Source organism: Vibrio thalassae (assembly GCF_900089835.1).
Taxonomy (GTDB): domain Bacteria; phylum Pseudomonadota; class Gammaproteobacteria; order Enterobacterales; family Vibrionaceae; genus Vibrio; species Vibrio thalassae.
The window spans coordinates 21,467-42,374 of the sequence record NZ_OANU01000018.1; the positions used below are offsets into that span (position 1 = coordinate 21,467).

The window sequence follows — 20,908 nt, forward strand, 5'->3', positions numbered from 1 at the left end:
AACAGGTTATTTATGAAGTTCATACGTATTATTCTTGGTAAAATCATACTGTTATTAAATTTTGTCTTCTCTCCCCGCGGCGTTAAACGCACTCCTGAAGCTCAGCAACTAGCCGATAAAAAAGCTCAATCCATGCAGCTGTATCAATTTGAAGCTTGTCCTTTTTGTGTCAAAGTAAGAAGAGAAATGAAGCGTCAGTCGGTCAACATCGAATTGAAAGATGCGAAAAATGATGCCGTCGCTCGTGACGAGTTATTAACAGGTGGTGGCAAAGTGAAAGTACCTTGTCTTAAAATCACTCAAAATGGTGAAGAGAGATGGATGTACGAGTCATCGGATATTGTGTCTTATCTGCAAAAAGAGTTTGCTTAAGCATTCAGCTTCTCTTTCTCTTCGTTACTGAATGCATCCAGTTAAAAAGAGCTCTAAATGAGCTCTTTTTGGTTTTCACGAGGTATTTACACCGCTTGTTGCAAGTTTTCAGCCGATTTTCCTTGTTGCGCCATTACAAAAAAACTAGCAATCCAATGACGTATCAAAGCCGAGTCTTGCGCTTTATTTACCTCAATAAAGGCTTGTTGGTAATGCTGTGGAGAGATGAGATGTTTACGCTTCTCAACCAGTTTTTCAGTAAAACCAGGGTTAAATTCAGGATGTCCTTGTACTGTGAATACGTGATTATCCTTGACCAACATAAAATTGGGACAAAAATCATTACTGCCAATCACTTTGACACCATTGGGCACAATGGTGACTTGGTCTTGATGGCTTACCAAAAGACGCGCGGAATCTACGGACAAATTCATCCACTTTTTTTGTGCGCTAATCTGAACCTCATAGCTGCCAAGTCCCCAGCCTTTCTCCGATTTCTGCACCGCTCCACCAAGTGCTCGCGCAATGATTTGATGCCCAAAACAGATGCCGACCAATGGACGTCTGCGCGCCTCGCAACGCACGATCCAATCCATAAGCTGCAAAATCCAGGGATGATTATCGTAAGCGTTGTGAACACTACCAGTGATAATAAACCCATGGCATTCATCATGATGAGGCAACTCTCCTTCGGTCGCATCAAAGTTCTCAAAAGTGAATTCATTGTTGATCTCGACTAAAGAGGCCTCGATCATATCCGCATATTGTCCATGGTCATCTGATAATGGCGAGTCCACATGGCCGCACGTTAATATCCCTATCTTCATCTATCACCTATTTCATCGTTGGCATTACAAATTCACTTTCTCTTTGCCCTTTAGGCCAGCGAGCTGTCACTGTCTTCATACGAGTATAGAAGCGCACGCCATCATTGCCATGAACATTAAGTGGTCCAAAAATAGAACGTTTCCAACCGCCAAAGCTATGAAACGCCATTGGCACTGGGATTGGCACATTAATACCTACCATGCCAATTTCTACTTTTTCCGAGAAGTCGCGCGCCGTGTCACCATCACGAGTAAAGATCGCAGTACCATTACCAAACTCATGCTCATTAATGAGCTGTAAGGCTTGCTGATAATCTTTTGCACGTACCACCGACAATACTGGGCCAAAAATCTCTTCGTTGTAAATGGTCATATCAGGAGTCACATTGTCGAACAATGTGCCTCCAACAAAGTAACCGAGTGCTGAAGTATTAATACCGCGCCCGTCTACGACGAGTGTCGCGCCTTGATCTACACCACTTTGAATGTACTCGGTTACCTTATTCATGTGAGGTTCGCTCACCAATGGCCCCATTTCATTTTCAGGGGATACACCAAGCCCGGGACCTACCCGCAACGCCTCAACTTTTTCTTTGAGCATTGCAACCAACTTATCGGCCGTTTCATCGCCAACCGCCACCGCCACTGAAATCGCCATGCAGCGTTCGCCTGCTGCACCGTACGCTGCGCCCATAATGGCGTTAGTTGCGCCTTCAAGGTCAGCATCCGGCATCACAACTAAATGGTTCTTAGCGCCACCCAGTGCTTGAACCCGTTTACCATTGGCGCTTCCTTTACTGTAGATAGCTTCGGCAATGGGCGTTGATCCAACGAAACTCACTGCCGCAACGTCTGGAGACTCAAGCAGTGCATCTACCACCTCTTTATCCCCCTGAATAACATTAAAGACACCATCCGGAAGACCGGCTTGTTTAAGTAGCTCTGCCAGTTTCAGCGATACACTTGGATCTTTTTCAGAGGGTTTCAAAATAAAACTGTTTCCGCACGCGAGCGCCACGGGGATCATCCAAAGTGGCACCATAACTGGGAAGTTGAACGGTGTAATACCGACGCAAACCCCAACAGGCTGCATCAATGAGTAGCTGTCTATCTCACGTCCAACATTAAGCGAATGTTCACCTTTTAACAGGTGTGGAATACCACAAGAGAACTCAACAACTTCTAAACCACGGGTCAGCTCGCCCAGTGCATCGCTGTGCACTTTGCCATGTTCGGTTGAAATTAACGTTGCAAGCTCATCGGCATTTTCTTCAAGCAGTGCTTTGAATTTAAACATAACTCGAGCTCGTTGCAGTGGCGGTGTAGCTTGCCATGCCTCTTGTGCCTGTTTCGCCACCGTTACCGCTGCTAGGGCTTCATCGGCACTTGATAATTGAACTTGCCCTCGCAGATCTCCATTTGCTGGATTAAATAGATCTGCGCTTCTTCCACTTTGGCTCTGTACTACTTGGCCGTTGATAAAATTAGATACCAAAACTGACATAGTCTTATTCCTTGTATTCAATATTCTGCAAAACGTCTGCTATCAGAGTAAATAAATCGTCAATGTGCTGCTTCTCAATAATCAAAGGTGGAGACAGCGCAATAATGTCACCCGTAACGCGGATTAGTGCCCCTTTCTCGAAACACTGAGTAAATACTTGGAACGCTCGCGATCCCGGTTTCCCCGCAATTCCCTCTAGCTCGATACCCGCAATCAAACCATAGTTACGCAGGTCTTTGACATGAGGAAGTCCTTTTAAGCTATGTACCGCCTGTTCCCAATAATCCGAGAGTTCAGCCGCTCGTGTGTAGAGATTTTCATTACGATAAATATTGAGTGTCGCCAGACCCGCAGCCGCAGCAACAGGATGGCCGGAATAGGTATAGCCATGAAACAGCTCGATAGCCTGACTCTCCGGCGCCACCATCGCTTGATAAATTTCATCGCTGACAAACACCGCGCCCATTGGGATCGCGCCATTAGTTAACCCTTTAGCGGTGGTAATAATGTCAGGCTTAACGTCGAATTCTTGGGCAGCAAACGGGCTCCCAATACGACCAAATCCGGTAATCACTTCGTCAAATATCAACAGGATCCCATGTTGCGTGCAGATCTCACGAAGGCGTTTCAAGTAACCTTCAGGCGGCAGAATGACACCCGTAGAGCCTGCAATCGGCTCGACAATCACTGCTGCAATATTGCTTGCATCGTGCAAGGTAACTATATTGTTTAAACTTTCCGCCCAACCGGGATCATAATCTGGCAACCCTTTACTAAAACCGCTATTTTCGATACTTAACGTATGTGGTAGATGGTCAACACCAGTTAATAAACTCCCGAATGCCTTGCGGTTATTAACGATGCCGCCAACCGAGATCCCTCCAAAGCCGACACCATGATAACCACGCTCTCGGCCAATGAGACGAGTACGGGTCCCCTGACCAATACATCTTTGATAGGCCAACGCAATTTTTAATGCGGTATCAACAGATTCTGAGCCTGAATTGGTAAAAAACACACGATTCAAACCTGACGGGGCGATTTCAGAGAGCGATTCTGCCAGCTCAAATGGCAACGGATGACCCATTTGAAAGGTTGGCGCAAAGTCTAAATTATGTATCTGACTTGCAACTGCTTCACTGATTTCATGACGGCCATGACCTGCATTGCAGCACCAAAGACCTGCGGTGCCATCAAGAATCTGACGTTTATCTTCTGACGTGTAGTACATCCCTTCTGCAGAAACTAATATGCGTGGTGCTGATTTAAACTGCGAGTTAGCAGTAAACGGCATCCAAAAAGATTCCATATTTCCCGAATGATTTCCTGAACGAGTAGTACCTTGCTTGTTTATACCTTGCATTGTGCACTCCAACTAAACACTGAACAGCATTGTTTTTTTTACTAAACACCGCTAAACACTCGAACCACAACATGTAAATGCAATGTTATTAAATATTAAACAAGATTGACTATAGAACGTTTTATTTGCCTATTCAATGATTAAATTATAAACATTTGCTGGTTTTTTATATTTAGTGAGCTAGGATTGTGTTTAGTTTACTAATCACAAAGGGAAGAGTTGGAGATTGTACCCAATGGAAACGGAAATAGGACCAAGGTTTAAAGCATTAAGAGAGCACGCAGGTTTATCGCAGCGTGAGTTAGCGAAAAGGGCCGGCGTGACCAATGGATTCATTTCTCAGATCGAAAGTAACGCGGTTAGCCCCTCTGTCGCCTCGCTAAGTAAGCTACTTAGTAAGATTCCTTCATCGATGGCGGAATTCTTTGCTGTTGATGAGCCAAGACCGGATCAGTTTTTCTCGCGTAAGCAACAACAGCCTGAAATAGGCCGAGGAAAGATTAGTTATCGTCAGATAGGTCACTATCATGATGACCGACAAATTGGCATGTTAAGAGAAACCCTCGCGCCAGGGGCTGATACCGGCGATGAGATGCTCGCTCACGAAGGGCAAGAATGTGGCGTTATTGTGCAAGGAGAATTAGAGCTTACCGTCGATAACGAAGTCGTCACCTTATATGAAGGAGACAGCTATTATTTCGACAGTACGCGTACTCACCGATTTAGAAATACTTCTGACATTGATTGCATCATTGTCAGTGCAAACTCACCTGCCAGTTTTTAAGGAAGAAGGTCATCACTATGGATACTATGACTTGGCATGATAAAGCCGAAGCATTGAGTTTTCGTACTCAGGCGTTTATTAACGGACATTTTGTTGATTCAGCCTCAGGCGAAACCTTTGAAATCATTAATCCCGCAACAGGGCATCTGTTAGCTCATGTTGCCCGATGTACAGATCAAGATGTTGAGCTAGCCGTGCGAGCGGCTCGTCAAGCATTTGAGAACCGAGTTTGGTGTGGTTTGCCACCCGCTGAGCGCAAAGCTATCCTACTTAACTACGCCAAGCTTATTGACGAACATAAAGAAGAATTTGCTCTTCTCGAATCGCTCGATATGGGCAAACCTATATCAGATGCTATGGGATACGATGCTCCCGCAACGGCTCGATGCGTACAATGGAACGCCGAAGCCATTGACAAGGTGTACGATGAAGTTGCCCCCGTTACAGAAGGAGCATTGGCACTGGTTACCCGTGAGGCACTGGGCGTCGTCGCTGCTATCGTGCCTTGGAACTTCCCTACGGTGATGGCTGCTTGGAAGATAGGGCCTGCTCTAGCAACGGGGAATTCGGTTATCGTTAAACCTTCTGAGAAATCACCTCTCACCGCGATATTACTTGCTGATTTGGCCAAACAAGCAGGCATCCCTGCTGGCGTATTTCAGGTCTTGCCCGGGTTTGGTCACGAAGCAGGTCAAGCATTAGCACTGCATAACGATGTCGACTGCATTACTTTCACTGGCTCTACCGCTGTTGGTAAAAAGCTGCTGTCTTTTGCTGGCGAGTCAAACCTGAAACGGGCATTTATGGAATGTGGCGGCAAAAGCCCGCACATTGTGCATCATGATGTTAAAGACATGGAAAAAGCCGCAGCAACCGCCGCTTCTGCTATCTGTTACAACCAAGGGGAAGTGTGTACAGCGGGATCACGTCTTCTCGTTCACTCCTCAATCAAAGATGAGTTCATTGAATTAGTTAAAAAGTACATGGCGAATTGGCAACCTGCCGACCCACTTGAAAGCGATACACGAGTAGGTGCTATTGTCGATGCCACTCAGTATGAACGTGTACTTAGTTACATCAATATTGGGCAGAGCGAAGGAGCAACACTTGCTTATGGTGGTAAACCAGTGATGGGACACACTGATGGCTTCTTTATTCAACCTGCGCTATTTACTGATGTCACCCCCGATATGAGCATATACAAAGAAGAGATTTTTGGCCCTGTTTTATGCGTAACCAGTTTTGATTCGATTGATGAAGCGATTCAACTTGCTAACGATAGCGAGTACGGTTTGGCGGCAGGTATCTGGACATCAGACATGTCAACAGCCATTAAATGCTCTCGCGCGTTAAGGGCAGGAACTGTATTTGTGAACAACTGGGATGGAGGGGACATGACCATGCCGTTTGGCGGCTATAAGCAAAGTGGTAATGGTCGTGACAAGTCACTACATGCTCTACATAAATACACTGAAGTAAAATCGACATGGATTGAATTAGACTAGCGCGATACTTCAATATAAAAAATAGCGAAGCTCATGCTTCGCTATTTTTTCATTGAAAGACATTTAGAATGTTGGCGGGGTCGCTGCACTAATGAGCTCACATTCGACTTTCCCCTTGTTACGGAAACGATGTGGTTTGCGCGTTTCAAAGTAATACGAATCGCCCGCTTTCAACACTCTTGTCTGACTGCCTACCGTGATCTCAATTTCCCCGCGAATAATGACTCCACCCTCTTCTCCGTCATGTTCAATAAAGTCTGTCCCCGTATCAGAGCCTGGCGGATAAACCTCTCTCAAAACCGCAAGTTGACGGCCTTCTCGTTTTGCGCCTACCAGCAGCATTTTTATCTTCCCATCGCCAAGATCCGCCATCTGCTGAGCACTAAAAAAGATATCATCTTTAGGTTCAACATCGAGGGTAAAAAACTCCCCCATTGAGATAGGTATTGCATCAAGGATCTTTTTCAAAGAGCCGACGGATGGATTGACTAGGTTCTGTTCTATCTGAGAGATCATGGAGTTGGTGACTCCGCTCCGTTTAGCGAGCTCACGTTGCGACAGCCCGCGCATGGTGCGGATTGTTTTTAACTGCTTACCTACATCCATCTCTCTCTCCCAAATTAGAACTGAAGACTCAACACCCACCAATGCTTTGCTATTGCTGACTCATTTTCATCTCAAGCAACCGACGCTTTTCTGCCTTTGCCATCAACCACCACGCAATAAACGTGGCACAAGATACCGCTACTATCGTCAGTGTTGCCAAGGCATTGATTTTAGGGCTAACACCTAAACGTACACTTGAGAACACCACCATCGGCAATGTCGTCGCGCTTGGACCGGATACGAAGCTTGCAATCACTAAATCATCTAATGACAAGGTAAAGGCCAATAACCACCCAGCTAAAATGGCTGGCGCAATCGAAGGTAACGTGATCTGAAAAAACACTTTCCAAGGCGGTGCTCCAAGATCCATAGCGGCTTCTTCGATAGACCGATCGACCTCTTGAAGTCGAGAACTCACCACCACCGTGACGTAAGCGGTACAAAATGTTACATGTGCAATCCAAATGGTCATCATGCCTCGCTGGCTAAAGAGGTCAAACACCTGACCCATCGCGATAAATAGCAGCAATAGCGAAAGGCCTGTTATCACCTCTGGCATCACCAAAGGCGCCGTGATCATAAAGGCAAACCCTGTTTCACCTTTAAACTTACCAAAGCGGTTCAATACAAACGCAGCAATCGTCCCAAGAATAACGGCGGCACTGGCTGACAAAAAGCCGATTATCAGGCTGAGCTTTACCCCTCCCATCAAAAGATTATCTTCTAACAGCTCAAAATACCATTTAAACGAGAACCCAGACCAGACGGTAACCAGTCGATTTTCGTTAAATGAATAGACAATCAAAATCAGAATTGGCAAATAGAGAAAGGTAAAACCCACCGCTAAAATACACCACTTCAGTTTGCTGTTATAGACCGGAATGTCGTTCATGATTGTGCCTCCAATTCACGTTTTTGATAACGATGAAACCACAGAATAGGCAACATCAGAATAAGCAACATTACGATAGCAACCGCCGAAGCAACTGGCCAATCTCGGTTATTAAAGAACTCTTGCCATAGAACTTTACCGATCAATACCGTATCTGGTCCACCAAGCAACTCTGGAATAACAAACTCTCCAACCGCAGGAATAAACACCAACATTGAGCCCGCAATAATACCGGCACGTGTTAATGGTACGAGCACCGTGAATAGTGTTGTTACTGGCTTAGCGCCAAGATCACTTGCTGCTTCTAGTAAGGAATAATCCACTCGCATCAATGCGGTATAAAGTGGCAGAACCATAAAAGGTAAATAGGTGTAGATAATACCGATATAAACCGCAGTATCTGTGTGCAGTATTTTTAGAGGCTCTTCAATAACGCCCAAGGTCAGTAACATATTGTTCAACAGACCGTTGTTCTTGAGAATGCCTATCCAAGCATAAACCCGAATCAAAAAACTCGTCCATGACGGCAGGATGACAAGCATTAGCAATACATTTCGTGTTGACGGCTTCGAATGAACTATAGCCCATGCAATCGGAAAACCAATCACTAAGCAAAGCAATGTAGAGATAAGTGCGATACGAATCGACTGTAAATAAGACGACGCGTATAAGTCATCTTCTATCAGATATTGATAGTTGCCAACGTTGAGTAACAGTTGCAATTGCTGCTCAGCATAAGTAAGCAATTCAGAATAAGGTGGAATCGATATTTGCGCTTCAGCAAAACTAATTTTGAATACGATCAGAAATGGCAATAGAAAGAACAGCAGTAACCACCCGTAGGGGATAGCAAGCAATAAGCACTTTGGCGTGGGCACAACACGCCAAATATTGAGTTTGGCTTGTTTCTTCATAGTTTCAGTACCACACAACTTTCCATTTCCCAGCAAAGATTGACTCTTTGCTCCCATGTCGGCATGCCTTTTCTCACACGACTCGTGTTCTGTAATGTCGCCGTGACCAATTTCCCTGAATCTAAGCGAACATGGTAGATAGATTGGTTACCCATATAGGCGATGTCTTCCACTACCCCGCTACACGAATTACTGGCATGATGGGTATGATCACACAATGTCATTTTCTCTGGCCGAACCGCTATCATTAATGGAATTCCCGGTGCACCAGAAATACCATGATTAATGGTAATGACATTGCTTAAATCTGGAGTTCGAACTGTCGATTTGTCACTGAGATTGGTTTCTAGAACACCCTCAAAAATATTGACTGAACCGATAAATTTCGCTGCAAACTTCGAGTTCGGATGCTCGTAAATAGCTTCTGGAGAACCAATTTGCACAAACTGGCCTTTGTTCATTATGGCGATACGTGTTGCCATGGTCATCGCTTCTTCTTGGTCGTGTGTCACCATCACGCAGGTAACCCCGACACTCTCTAGTATGTCGACCACTTCAAGTTGCATTTTTTCACGTAAGTTTTTATCGAGTGCTCCCATTGGCTCATCAAGTAGGAGTAATTTCGGCTTTTTCGCTAAGCTTCTGGCCAGTGCGACACGCTGTTTTTGGCCACCCGATAGTTGGTGCGGTTTGCGTTTCGCAAAGTCTGTCATTCGAACCAATTCGAGCATGTGCTTAACCGTGCTGGCAATTTCTTGGCTAGGCATACCGTCTTGCTTTAACCCGAAGGCAATGTTCTTTTCTACCGTCATGTGGGGGAACAGCGCGTACGACTGAAACATCATATTAACTGGTCGTTTATATGGAGGGATATTGGCAAGATCTTCGCCATCAAGAATAATCTGTCCCGCGCTTGGTTGTTCAAATCCAGCGAGCATTCGTAACAAGGTTGATTTCCCACAGCCCGATGCGCCTAATAGCGCAAACAGTTCACCCTGATTAATCGTAAGGTCGATGTTATCTACCGCAAGATGGCCGCCGAAGTCTTTGGTTAACCCTCGGATTTCTAGTAATGGTTTTGGTGGCACCGGCGAACTATGTTGGTGATTGAGTTCTGTATCAAGTGACATCACTGTCATGGTAGTCTCCAAGCAAAATTGGCGACCCAATGCGAGTCGCCAAATTAGGGTTTGATCAGTTCTTAATGAAATCGGTCCAAGCGCGAGTCATAGCACGTGATGTTTTATGCGGTAACATCTTTGAACTATATAGCTTCGCTTGAGTTTCTTCCGTTGGGTAAATACCTGGATCTTCCAAGATTTCTGCATCAATGAACTCACGTGATGGTGGGTTTGGATTCGCATACCAAACGTAATTGCTGATTTCAGCAATGACTTCAGGACGAAGTAGGTAGTTGATGAACAAGTGAGCATTTTCTGGATGCTTAGCATCTTTCGGAATCGCCATTAAATCAAACCAAGCCAACGCTCCCTCTTTTGGAATTGAGTACGCCACTTCTACACCATTATCTGCTTCAGCTGCACGATCTGCCGCTTGTAGTACATCTCCTGACCAACCAATAGCTACACATATATCGCCGTTAGCAAGGTCATTGATGTACTGTGAGGAATGGAAGTACGTCACGTAAGGACGGACTTGCTTAAGTAGTGTAAGCGCATCTTTTTTATAGTCATCCGGATTAGTACTATTTGGATCTTTACCGATATAGTTCAGTGCCGCTGCCATGATTTCCGTTGGTGCATTTAAGAAACCAACACCACACTTCGATAGCTTCTCCATATTTTCTGGTTTGAACACCAGATCCCAACTATCAACCGGAGCATCTTCGCCAAGTACTTCTTTTACTTTGGCGACGTTATAACCAATTCCCGTTGTGCCCCATAAATAAGGTACTGAGTAGGCATTATCTGGATCGACGGTGTCCGCTAAGATGCCCATCAATTTCGGGTCTAGGTTGTTGTAGTTCGACAGTTTCGACTTATCAAGTTTTTGGAAAGCCCCCGCTTTCGCTTGACGCCCTAGGAAGTCATTACTCGGCACAACTAAATCAAACCCAGTGTTACCTGATAGTATTTTCGCTTCTAGCACTTCGTTTGAATCGAACACATCGTAAACCACCTTGATGCCTGTCTCTTCTTCAAACTTTTTGATCGTGTCTTCTGCGATATAGTCTGACCAGTTATAGATATTGAGCACTTTTTCTTCGGCTGCAAAGGATGTCATTGAGCTAAATCCTAGCGTCATCCCTAACGCGATGCCAAAGCATGCTTTTGTTTTCTCCATTTGGATCTCCGTTCCTGTTTGCTCTTTGGTTAATACCTATGGGTATGTCTCTCGTCGGCTACTGCGAAACGTCGGCGAGTGTGTTGTCTAAAGCTATTTTTGCCTTATCGATAAATTCATCAATTTCTTCACGAGTAATAATCAGCGGTGGTGAACAGATCATCGTGTCTCCGACAGCGCGTAACACAATGCCAGCGGCAAAACAGTGCTCGCGGCACTTGGTTCCCACATCAAGCTCTTTATCGAAACGTTCATTGGTGGCTTTGTTTTTTACCAATTCAATCGCTCCCACCAGACCTTTCGTTCGGGCTTCTGCGACCATTGGGTGTGCAAGCAGCTCGCTCCAACGGGAGGCAAAGTACGGTGCAATATCCTCACGTACGCGGTTGACAATATTGTGTTTTTGCATCTCTTTGATATTAGCGATAGCAACCGCGCACGCCGCGGGATGGCCCGAGTAGGTAAAGCCATGAGCGAACTCAGTGTCTGCATCAGTCAGCACCTGAGCGACATGGTCTCTCACCATGACACCGCCAAGTGGTAAGTAGCCTGAAGTAATGCCTTTCGCCATACACATCAGATCAGGTTTAATGTTGAATGTTTGGCTTGCGAACCACTCACCGGTACGCCCAAAGCCACAAATCACCTCATCGACAATGAGTAAGACTTCGTATTTATCACAAATACGCTGGATTTCTGGCCAATAACTGTCTGGCGGAATGATAACGCCACCCGCCCCTTGAATGGGTTCTGCAATGAATGCGGCAACATTATCTTCACCCAGTTCTAGGATTTTGGCTTCGAGCTGCTGCGCACGTTCTAGACCAAACTCGTTCGCGTCTCTCCCCTGGCCTTCGCCAAAGTGATAAGGTTGATCAATATGAACGATATTCGGCAGCGGTAAACCGCCTTGTGCATGCATAAATGCCATACCACCTAGACTGGCTCCGGCCATCGTGCTGCCGTGATAGGCATTGTGGCGACTGATGATCGTCTGCTTATTTGGCTGGCCAAGACTTGCCCAGTAATGACGTACCATTCTCACCACCGTGTCGTTACACTCCGAACCAGAGCCGGTAAAGAACACGTGATTCATGCCTTCAGGTGCCACTTCAGCAAGTAAAGTTGAAAGCTCTACAGCAGGTGGATGAGTGGTTTGGAAAAACAAATTGTAGTAAGGCAGCTCTTGCAGTTGGTTCGTTGCCGCTTCGATGAGTGGCTGGCAGTTGTAGCCCATATTCACGCACCATAACCCCGCCATCCCATCGAGGATTTTGTTGTCATCTTCATCGTAAATATAAACGCCTTCTGCACGAGTAATGACGCGTGAACCTTTATTGTTGAGTGCTTTAAAGTTGGTAAATGGGTGCAAGCAGTGGGCACTGTCTTGTTCAATCCATTTAGACCCAGTTTGTTTTGACATAACTTAATTCCATTTATCGCTGTATTAACGGGTTTGCTTTCTCTACAGCGTTGCCTGTATTAAACGTTCAATAATAAGAACTCTCTCTCCCAAGAACTAATAACTTGGAAATACGTTCTGTACTCCTTACGTTTAATCGCCACGTAAGCAGATACAAATCGGTCACCTAAGATTTCCCTCAGTTCATCACTGTTTTCTAGTAGCACCAGAGCATCTTCGAGGTTGTGAGGCAGTGAATAGGGTTCGGTTGTCATATCACCGGTACTTTTTTCCGTTGGAGACAACTTTTCTTTCATACCCAAATAGCCGCATGCTAGTGTTAGGGCCATGGCAAGATACGGGTTTGCATCCGCACCAGCGTAACGATTTTCAAGACGGCGAGACTCTTTATCTGAGATAGGCACGCGTAAACCAACCGTACGATTATCTTCACCCCAAGCCACATTCGTGGGTGCTGAGTCACCAAATACTAAACGGCGATAAGAGTTCACATTAGGTGCGAAAAACGCGATAGCTGCTGGTGTGTATTTCTGCATACCCCCGATATAGTTCAGGAAAAGCTCACTATTCGTTCCATCGTCATTCGCAAACAGGTTTTTACCGTTCTTATCCACCAAGCTTTGGTGAATGTGCATCGCACTACCTGGCTCATCTTCCATGGGTTTTGCCATAAAGGTCGCATACACATCATGCCTCAATGCCGCTTCGCGCACGGTGCGTTTAAACAGGAACACTTGGTCAGCTCTGTCCAACGGTTCGCCATGATCAAAATTCAGCTCCATTTGCGCCGCACCCGACTCGTGTACCAAGGTATCGACATCTAATTCCTGCGCCTCGCAATAGTCGTACATGTCTTCGAAAATCGGGTCAAACTCGTTCACAGCATCAATACTGAATGATTGTCGAGCGGTCTCTGGTCGGCCATTGCGTCCAATTGGTGGCTCTAATGGATAGTCCCAATCGAGGTTTTTCTGAACTAAAAAGAACTCGAGCTCTGGAGCCACAACAGGTTGCCAACCTTCTTGCTCATAAAGACTCAACACCCTGCGCAGTACAGCTCTGGGTGAGATGTCTACCGGGTCTCCATCGACAGTCAAGCAGTCATGAATAACTTGCGCGGTCGGTTCTTTTGTCCACGGAACAAAGCGGATGGTGTTTTGGTCAGGCTCCAGGGTCATATCCTTCTCTGTCAGATCGATCATACTTTCGTCGTCTGGCCAGTCTCCGGTTACGGTCTGAAAAAAAACCACTTCTGGAAGACGCATGCCCCCTTCTCGAAGGAATTTTTTCGCTGGCATAATCTTGCCTCGTGCATTGCCCGTAATATCGGGAATCAGACACTCAACTTCAGTAATACGGTTCTCTTCTATCCATTTCCTAATCGTTTCCATACGTCCTTCTTAAATTCAGATTTGCTCAATGAGTTTGTCAATAAGCTCCATTTAGCATTGGCAGTTAGCTGTTTAAAAGTCAAACAATTGTGTTAATTATTTTGTAATTTTTGAGATAATGGTTAACATTTTATATACATTTATGTTGTCTTTTACTGAACATTATGTCTATGGTTAAAAAGCAACCAGCGATGTAAAAATAGAGCAAGGGCTTGCTATACATGGATAGGTTGAAGATAAGTGGAGGAACCACAGTGGCAACAAGTCAACTTTCAAACAATGCTGACAATATAGAACCAATACAAGGCAGTCACGATAAGCTAACAATTGAACGATTTATTGAGCACCATCCCGACATCACCACCTTAGACCTCATACTCTTCGATATGAACGGTGTGGTTAGGGGTAAGCGCGTCCCTGTATCACAGCTTAACAAAGTGTTAGAAAAAGGTATTTGTCTTCCCGCTTCCGTATTTGCTTTGGATATTTGCGGCGAAACCGTTGAAGAAACGGGATTAGGATTCGAAAAAGGCGATGGCGATAGAATATGTCGTATGGTCACCAGTTCTTTAGTTGCTACCCCATGGCAAGAAAACAGTGCTCAAGCCATTGTCACTATGTATGAACCAACATCTCATCAGCCTTTTTTTGCCGATCCACGCCATGTTCTAGAGGTCCAATTAGACAAATTAGCGACCAAAGGGTTTAAACCGTGCATTGCGGTAGAGCTTGAGTTCTATTTACAAGACCTCGAACCTGACGAGACCGGTAACCCGCAGCCACCATTGATGCCAATCAGTGGTGAAAGAATGACACAAACGCAAGTGTACTCGCTTGAAGAATTGGATGAGTTCAAAGCGTTTCTTGATGAAGTGATTGAAACCTGTCAGGCGCAAAATATTCCTGCAGATAATATCACCGCCGAATACGCCCCTGGACAATTCGAGGTCAACCTCAAACATACTAGTGACGTTCTTTTGGCTTGTGACCAAGCGATGCTGCTAAAACGCGTCGTCAGGGCAGTGGCAAAAAAACACGGCTTTTACGCCAATTTCATGGCAAAACCTTATACCGAGTATGCTGGGAATGGCTGTCATGTGCATATCAGCCTACAAGATGAAATCGGTAACAATGTGTTTGGTGAAAACGAATCGGTGTTGCTCAATGCCATTGCTGGGGTTCTTGCTCATTTGGAAGATAGCATGGCGATATTTGCCCCCAATGCCAATTCCTATCGTCGACTTCAACCTAATATGTTTGTTCCGCTTCACGCAACCTGGGGCTGGGATAACCGAACCGTAGCCGTCAGAATTCCCGCTAGTGGTACTGAGGATAAAAGGATTGAACACCGACTCTCGGGCGCAGACGTTAACCCCTACCTCACCGTTGCAGTATTACTGGCATCGATAATAGACGGAATAGATAACCAATTAACACCACCAGCACCTATCGAAGGTGATGCAACACTATTAGAAATGCCCATGCTTCCTATCTCTTGGGATCTGTCTTTGCATGAGTTTGAGAACAGTCAATTTATGAAAAACAGTTTTGGCGAAGAGTTTTGCAAAGTCTATCTCGCCAATAAAAAACATGAACAGGAACGCTTTTCCGCTCAAGTCTCTCCATTAGAATATCAGTGGTATAAATAAGTAAGGATACAAAATGAAAGTCAAACACACAGACTCTTACTACGCAGCATCAAGAAATCAGCATTTTGATTTCCCCAAACTTATGGGAGAACATGTTGCCGACGTCTGTGTGATAGGCTCCGGCATCACCGGAGCCACAGCCGCATTAGAGCTGGCTAATAGAGGTTTTAAAGTCATTGTACTGGAAGCCAACCGCGTTGGTTGGGGCGCATCTGGACGCAGTGGGGGCCAAGCGATCTTCGGTTGGGCCTCGGAGCAAGACACGCTAGAGAAACTCGTTGGGAAATCTGATGCCAAGAAGCTCTGGGACATCTCTGTTGAATCGCTAGCGCTAACAAAATCAAACATCAATAAATACAACATCGATTGCGACTGGCGTGATGGTATGGTTCATGTGGGTATGAAGCCTCGTCACGACAAAGAACTGCAAGCATGGTATGACGACTTAACTGAAAACTATGGTTACGAATCGTTAGAGATGTGGGATAAGGAAGAGGTCGCAAGTCGAATTGCCAGCAACAAGTACACCTCTGGAATGTTCGATAGTAACAGCGGTCACTTACACCCTCTAAATTACACCCTTGGTTTGGTGAACGCAGCCAAACTCGCCGGGGCAGAGTTTTATGAGGACAGTGTGGTCAAGAAAATAGAACACGGTGACCCAGCAACACTGTTGACTGAAGATGGAAAAGTAAAAGCAAATCACGTGGTCCTAGCTTGCAATGCTTATATGGAAGGCTTGGAATCTAAGCTCGAAAATAAAGTCATGCCCGTAGGCACTTACATTTGTGCGACCGAACCATTAGGCGAAGAAGTCACAGGAGCGTTGATGCAAGATCATATTTCCGCTTGCGACATCAACTTTGTCCTCGATTATTATCGATGCTCTGGGGATCATCGTATGTTATTTGGTGGACGGGTGAGTTATTCAGGCGTTGCACCGTTTAATTTAGAGAAATCCATGCGCGCTCGTATGCTAGATATTTTTCCTCAGCTCAAAGACACCAAAATTGACTACGCGTGGGGCGGAAATGTTGCTATCACCATGAATCGAGCCCCACACTTTGGCCGCCTAAAACCCAACGTCTATTTTGCTCAAGGTTTTTCCGGGCATGGTATCGCGGCTACGGGTATGGCCGGGACCTTAATGGCTGAGTGTATTGCAACGACAGCAGAACGATTTTCTATCTTTGATAAAATAAACCATATGCCCTTCCCTGGTGGTCGAATGTTTAGAACTCCAGCACTCGTTTTAGCGATGTCTTATTTTAGAGTTCGAGATCTACTTTAAGCGCCTCATTGGCCTTGTGGAGGAAAACATTAACCGTCGTGATTATCATGGGTGTTACTGGTCATTTTTGTTAGAATCCCCTCGCAATCTAATGAAGACTAGGTAAAACCATGTATCAATTGACCCTCTCTCTCGACGAATTCCTCCGCCAGTATTGGCAAAAGCAACCAACGATCATCAAAGGAGGGTTCGCCGAATTCCAAGACCCCATCACCCCGGAAGAACTTGCGGGACTGACGATGGAAGAGGTGGTCGACTCACGTTTTGTATCGAATCTCGACAACAACTGGCAAGCTGAACACGGACCTTTTGACGACGACAAGTTTGCCACACTACCAGAACGCAATTGGTCTTTTATTGTGCAAGCAGCGAACCATTGGCATGACGGCGCAGCACAGCTTGTGAAACCGTTTCAAACGATGCCGCAGTGGCTGTTCGATGACTTGATGATTAGCTTCTCTGTTGAGGGTGGTGGTGTCGGTCCTCATATTGACCAATACGATGTCTTTATTATTCAGGGTATGGGAAAACGCCATTGGCGAGTAGGCGCCAAAGACGTAGGACAGTATAAAGAGACTCAGCGTCATCAAGCTCTTCGCCAAATCGAATCTTTCGAAGCAGAAATTGATGACATTTTAGAACCTGGTGACATTCTTTACATTCCACCAGGCTTCCCACACGATGGCTATGCCCTTGAGCCTTCAATGAGCTACTCTGTTGGATTCCGCTCTCCAAAAGAACAAGAACTGATCAGTAACTTTGCGGATTATGTTCTGGCGCATGATTATGGTGATGAGCACCTCCACAAACCCGAGCTTCGCACTCAAAACAACTTCGGGCAGATTTCAACAAGCGATCTACACTCTCTCGTTGGCATGTTAAAAGCTACTTTAGATAACGAAGAGACGCTCAAAGATTTCATGGGATGTATGTTGAGCCAATCTCGACACCAATTAAACATCATCGAGCCCAGTTCAAAATGGAGCAGTGAAGATGTGTATCAACACCTAGATAATGGTGGTAATATCCTCAAAGTTTCAGGACTAAGAGCACTAGCGCATGAAAGCGAGCCAAACATCGTCTACGTAAACGGTGAAATGTTCAAAATTCCTGAAGAATTAACGGACGTTGCATTATTGATGACTAGCCATGATGTTATCTGCCTTAAAAACAGCGGCGAATGGCTGACACAGAATTCAGCCGTGATATCGCTGATCACCGATTTAATCAACAAAGGCTATTGGTTCATCGAATAAGCCGCTCTTGCTATTGGCGTGTTTACGTTTGCCGTTGACACGCCAATTTTTCATTTAAGATTTGATTTTAGATTCCATAATCACAGCAAACAGCAAGGCAATCATTGCCGCGTATATAACTAGATTAAACACACTCGCCATACCAAACCATTCTGCACAGATGCCACCTACCATGGTACCAACAGCGTAACCGCCTGCGATAGCAAACAGCAGCAAGCCTTGCGTAAACGCCGCAGGCAATGTGGTCACTTTGGCGACAATTGCCGGTTTAACCATATCGACCATAGATAAACATTGCATAAACAATAAGTGCATAACTAAAGGTAGATAGAACAAGCGCCCATCTCCGCTCACCAACAAAGACAATACCAATCCAACAGCAATATAACCGACTAAACCGACGATCCACACCTTAGCCGCGCTAAATTTGGTAAAGGCCAGACCGGCGATATCCAACGTTAGTAAGCTAACTACCGAAGATAACGACAGTAATAATGCCGTGGCTGATTTGTCGATTAAAAACAGGCTTTCAAACAAATTAGGGCCTTGAGCTACCTGATTAGAACTCGCAATCATCGCGACGAACACCGCCAGTAAAAATGTCAAGAACGTCGTATTCCAGCGCCCTTTTCCCGACGACTCCTGAGCAGACGGTGTTATTAATTGCATACGGGCTGCGGCTTTTTTGGCTATCTATTCTGGTCACCAATAATGCAAGTAGCGCGCTAATACCCACGACGACAAAAGCACCGTGCGCACACAAGGCTTCACTGAGTGCCAGAACCGCCCCCATTACTACCGCCCCCGCAAAGATGCTTTGATTCATTCGAGTAAGGCGCAACGCCTGCTGTTCATCGCTATACCCTGCCGCTACGATAAATGTTGGGTTGACTGTCATCAGAGTAATGGAGCCCAAGCCGACAAGAAACGTCGCCAAATACATTGCCCATGTTTGAGAAATGAAGGCAAACATCGCCATGGCAACAATATAACTTAACAGGGCCAGCTTCTGTGCTGAGCGTGTGACTTAAAACGGTCAATCACTCTCCCTAAGATTGGCGCCATAAAACCACTTAAACCGACAAAGGCGAAGGCAGCACCAGTATGCGTCATCGAGCCCGTTATCGTGAATATATAACTTGGGATCAGAATGGGTAGTGCGACCAACTGAACAGCACCAAACATAAACGCAGCTGCATACCAGTAAGCCATACCTTGTTTTTCCATCATAGCTGGGAAGCTATTTTTTGTAAGTATGCCCAAGTGTCTCAACATCCCTGTCTCAAGATAAGTAAAACACAGGATAGTTAGGTAACATACTTCAACCAAGCGCTACGCTGTTTTTTAACGAAATCGAGTCAAGATCCCATACTCACATTAGAAAATTTAACCTTTTGATTAACAGAGCTAAATCTAATTTCTAAGCCATTTCACAGATATATATTTTGTTACAGTCACTTCATATAAATACATATCCTAATTGACCCGGATCATCTCTCTAGCACATCAAACTCCTCAAAATATTAACACTGTTCCACTATCTCAAGGCTGTCATATGACTGATTCAACTAAAGAACGTAAGGTAACGATAGGAAGCTACATTGCGCTAGCTTTCGCTATCGTATTTTTTTCAGGATTACTCCAATCGAATGAATGGTATGGAGTGTTCGATTTTACAACGCTAAACGGCGCATTCGGACAAGTCGCCCACAACGTAACTGAAACAGAAGCTGGCGTACAAGTTGCTTCCACTTCGTTTAGAGGTGTGGGTGGTAGCGGTGCTCGTGACGGTTTCATTTTCGCACTCACATTAATTCCAACTGTCATGTTCGCACTAGGTATGATCAATGTGTTAGAACACTACGGCGCACTCGATGCCGCTCGTAAGCTTCTTTCTCCTCTTCTACGTCCTCTGATGGGCATTCCAGGTAACTCTGGTTTAGCGCTTATCGCTTCACTACAAAGTACTGATGCAGGTGCGGCAATGACACGTCAGCTCAAGGATGAAGGTCACTTAACCAAACGCGAAACTGACGTTTTCACTATGTTCCAGTTCACCGCAGGCGCTGCTATCGTTAACTTCTTCTCTTCTGGCGCGGTACTGTTTACGTTAACGATGATGGATGGCTCACTAGCTGTTTCTTCATCAATCGGTTTAGCGGTAGCCGTTATGTTCCTATTTAAGTTTGTTGGTGCCAATCTATTCCGTGTTTACCTAAATATCACTGAAGGTAAAGAAGACAAGTCGAATAAAGACGACGAAACTATGACGAAACAAGAGGCGACATCATGAGTGAAGTAAAAGCGAAAAAACCTATGGTGACGGACATCTTTGTTGAAGGTGCTAAGAAAGGTTGGGTTATTGCGACCACATCTACAGTTCCTAACGTTCTAATGGCGTTTGTCATTATTAAAGCGCTACAGATAACGGGCGCATTGGATGCAATGGGCGCTTTATTCTCTCCTGTGATGGCTGTATTTGGCCTACCGGGTGAAGCTGCTGCTGTACTTATCGGTGCTTGGATGTCTATGGGCGGTGCCGTCGGTGTAGTAATCACGTTATTCGACCAAGGCATTCTAAACGGCACCCACATTGCCATCCTAGCTCCAGCTATCTATTTGATGGGTTCTCAAATTCAATATATGGGACGTATCATGGGACCAATCGGTACAGAGGGTCGTTATATCCCAGTAATGATTGCAATTTCTGTCTTAAACGCGTTTGGCGCTATGTTCCTAATGAACATTTTGGTTTAACTCAGCAGCGCTTAATATACGTAATAAAAATGCCCTTCAATCCTTCATATGAAGGATGAAGGGCATTTTT

The 20,908-nt window shown here is 45.3% G+C and carries 21 protein-coding genes; 8 read left to right on the forward strand and 13 right to left on the reverse strand.

The annotated features are described in order from the left end of the window. The first annotated feature begins 12 nt into the window (after nucleotides 1-12). Nucleotides 13-372 (forward strand): glutaredoxin family protein, encoded by a 360-nt coding sequence (locus VTH8203_RS07980; protein WP_096993189.1) that lies wholly within the window; start codon nucleotides 13-15, stop codon nucleotides 370-372. Nucleotides 373-458: 86 nt separating this feature from the next. On the opposite strand, the gene VTH8203_RS07985 is transcribed toward VTH8203_RS07980, so the two are convergent. The 3 genes from VTH8203_RS07985 to aptA are packed head-to-tail and all read right to left on the reverse strand — an operon-like array spanning nucleotide 459 to nucleotide 4,066. After that, nucleotides 459-1,199, reverse strand: coding sequence for a type 1 glutamine amidotransferase (locus VTH8203_RS07985; RefSeq protein WP_096993190.1), 741 nt, complete (start codon nucleotides 1,197-1,199; stop codon nucleotides 459-461). 7 nt (nucleotides 1,200-1,206) lie between these two features. After that, nucleotides 1,207-2,703, reverse strand: coding sequence for a CoA-acylating methylmalonate-semialdehyde dehydrogenase (locus VTH8203_RS07990; protein ID WP_096993191.1), 1,497 nt, complete (start codon nucleotides 2,701-2,703; stop codon nucleotides 1,207-1,209). 4 nt (nucleotides 2,704-2,707) lie between these two features. Then, nucleotides 2,708-4,066 carry an omega-aminotransferase AptA gene (gene aptA / locus VTH8203_RS07995; RefSeq protein WP_096993192.1) on the reverse strand — a complete coding sequence of 453 codons (1,359 nt, stop codon included), beginning with the start codon at nucleotides 4,064-4,066 and terminating at the stop codon, nucleotides 2,708-2,710. A 235-nt stretch (nucleotides 4,067-4,301) separates the two neighbouring features. On the opposite strand from aptA, the gene VTH8203_RS08000 reads away from it, so the two are divergent. Together VTH8203_RS08000 and VTH8203_RS08005 are read left to right on the forward strand one after the other, a co-directional pair. Further along, a complete protein-coding gene (locus VTH8203_RS08000; protein WP_096993193.1) occupies nucleotides 4,302-4,850 on the forward strand; it encodes a cupin domain-containing protein in 549 nt (182 codons plus the stop codon). Nucleotides 4,851-4,867: 17 nt separating this feature from the next. Continuing rightward, on the forward strand, nucleotides 4,868-6,355 hold the full coding sequence (locus tag VTH8203_RS08005; RefSeq protein ID WP_096993194.1) for an aldehyde dehydrogenase: 1,488 nt from the start codon (nucleotides 4,868-4,870) through the stop codon (nucleotides 6,353-6,355). 63 nt (nucleotides 6,356-6,418) lie between these two features. Here VTH8203_RS08005 and VTH8203_RS08010 read toward each other — a convergent pair whose 3' ends face one another. The 7 genes from VTH8203_RS08010 to VTH8203_RS08040 are packed head-to-tail and all read right to left on the reverse strand — an operon-like array spanning nucleotide 6,419 to nucleotide 13,885. Then, nucleotides 6,419-6,961, reverse strand: a complete 543-nt coding sequence (locus VTH8203_RS08010) for a cupin domain-containing protein (RefSeq protein WP_096993195.1) — start codon at nucleotides 6,959-6,961, stop codon at nucleotides 6,419-6,421. Nucleotides 6,962-7,010: 49 nt separating this feature from the next. Next, the gene (locus VTH8203_RS08015) at nucleotides 7,011-7,853 is read right to left on the reverse strand and encodes an ABC transporter permease subunit (RefSeq protein ID WP_096993196.1); all 843 of its coding nucleotides are present in this window, start codon (nucleotides 7,851-7,853) and stop codon (nucleotides 7,011-7,013) included. Then, the gene (gene potH, locus VTH8203_RS08020) at nucleotides 7,850-8,767 is read right to left on the reverse strand and encodes a putrescine ABC transporter permease PotH (protein WP_096993197.1); all 918 of its coding nucleotides are present in this window, start codon (nucleotides 8,765-8,767) and stop codon (nucleotides 7,850-7,852) included. Before potH ends, VTH8203_RS08015 begins: the two co-directional genes overlap by 4 nt. Next, nucleotides 8,764-9,906, reverse strand: a complete 1,143-nt coding sequence (gene potG, locus VTH8203_RS08025) for a putrescine ABC transporter ATP-binding subunit PotG (RefSeq protein ID WP_096993198.1) — start codon at nucleotides 9,904-9,906, stop codon at nucleotides 8,764-8,766. The genes potH and potG overlap by 4 nt, the downstream gene beginning before the upstream one ends. A 55-nt stretch (nucleotides 9,907-9,961) precedes the next feature. Beyond that, on the reverse strand, nucleotides 9,962-11,071 hold the full coding sequence (locus VTH8203_RS08030) for an extracellular solute-binding protein (protein ID WP_096993199.1): 1,110 nt from the start codon (nucleotides 11,069-11,071) through the stop codon (nucleotides 9,962-9,964). A gap of 58 nt (nucleotides 11,072-11,129) precedes the next feature. Continuing rightward, nucleotides 11,130-12,494, reverse strand: a complete 1,365-nt coding sequence (locus tag VTH8203_RS08035) for an aspartate aminotransferase family protein (RefSeq protein WP_096993200.1) — start codon at nucleotides 12,492-12,494, stop codon at nucleotides 11,130-11,132. Between the two features lie 59 nt (nucleotides 12,495-12,553). After that, entirely contained in the window at nucleotides 12,554-13,885 is a 1,332-nt protein-coding gene (locus VTH8203_RS08040; protein ID WP_096993201.1) for a glutamine synthetase family protein, read from the reverse strand. 236 nt (nucleotides 13,886-14,121) lie between these two features. Between VTH8203_RS08040 and VTH8203_RS08045 the strand changes: the two genes are divergently transcribed. From VTH8203_RS08045 to VTH8203_RS08055, 3 genes are all read left to right on the forward strand, one after another. Then, nucleotides 14,122-15,534: a glutamine synthetase family protein gene (locus tag VTH8203_RS08045; protein ID WP_096993228.1), complete on the forward strand. Its 1,413-nt coding sequence runs from the start codon at nucleotides 14,122-14,124 to the stop codon at nucleotides 15,532-15,534. A gap of 13 nt (nucleotides 15,535-15,547) precedes the next feature. After that, nucleotides 15,548-16,825, forward strand: a complete 1,278-nt coding sequence (locus VTH8203_RS08050; RefSeq protein WP_096993202.1) for an NAD(P)/FAD-dependent oxidoreductase — start codon at nucleotides 15,548-15,550, stop codon at nucleotides 16,823-16,825. Between the two features lie 110 nt (nucleotides 16,826-16,935). After that, complete coding sequence (locus VTH8203_RS08055; protein ID WP_096993203.1) at nucleotides 16,936-18,081, forward strand: ribosomal protein uL16 3-hydroxylase; 1,146 nt, start codon at nucleotides 16,936-16,938, stop codon at nucleotides 18,079-18,081. Nucleotides 18,082-18,135: 54 nt separating this feature from the next. Here VTH8203_RS08055 and VTH8203_RS08060 read toward each other — a convergent pair whose 3' ends face one another. From VTH8203_RS08060 to VTH8203_RS08070, 3 genes are read right to left on the reverse strand one after another with little or no spacing between them, the layout of a single operon-like run. Next, nucleotides 18,136-18,687: a hypothetical protein gene (locus tag VTH8203_RS08060; protein ID WP_158296088.1), complete on the reverse strand. Its 552-nt coding sequence runs from the start codon at nucleotides 18,685-18,687 to the stop codon at nucleotides 18,136-18,138. Continuing rightward, nucleotides 18,641-19,054 (reverse strand): hypothetical protein, encoded by a 414-nt coding sequence (locus VTH8203_RS08065; protein WP_158296089.1) that lies wholly within the window; start codon nucleotides 19,052-19,054, stop codon nucleotides 18,641-18,643. Before VTH8203_RS08065 ends, VTH8203_RS08060 begins: the two co-directional genes overlap by 47 nt. A gap of 20 nt (nucleotides 19,055-19,074) precedes the next feature. Then, the gene (locus VTH8203_RS08070) at nucleotides 19,075-19,311 is read right to left on the reverse strand and encodes a hypothetical protein (protein ID WP_158296090.1); all 237 of its coding nucleotides are present in this window, start codon (nucleotides 19,309-19,311) and stop codon (nucleotides 19,075-19,077) included. 325 nt (nucleotides 19,312-19,636) lie between these two features. Here VTH8203_RS08070 and VTH8203_RS08075 point away from each other — a divergent pair, with 325 nt between their 5' ends. Both VTH8203_RS08075 and VTH8203_RS08080 read left to right on the forward strand, forming a co-directional pair. Beyond that, a complete protein-coding gene (locus VTH8203_RS08075) occupies nucleotides 19,637-20,374 on the forward strand; it encodes a nucleoside recognition domain-containing protein (protein ID WP_096993207.1) in 738 nt (245 codons plus the stop codon). Then, nucleotides 20,371-20,838: a YjiG family protein gene (locus VTH8203_RS08080; RefSeq protein WP_006069530.1), complete on the forward strand. Its 468-nt coding sequence runs from the start codon at nucleotides 20,371-20,373 to the stop codon at nucleotides 20,836-20,838. Before VTH8203_RS08075 ends, VTH8203_RS08080 begins: the two co-directional genes overlap by 4 nt. The last annotated feature ends 70 nt before the right edge of the window (nucleotides 20,839-20,908 follow it).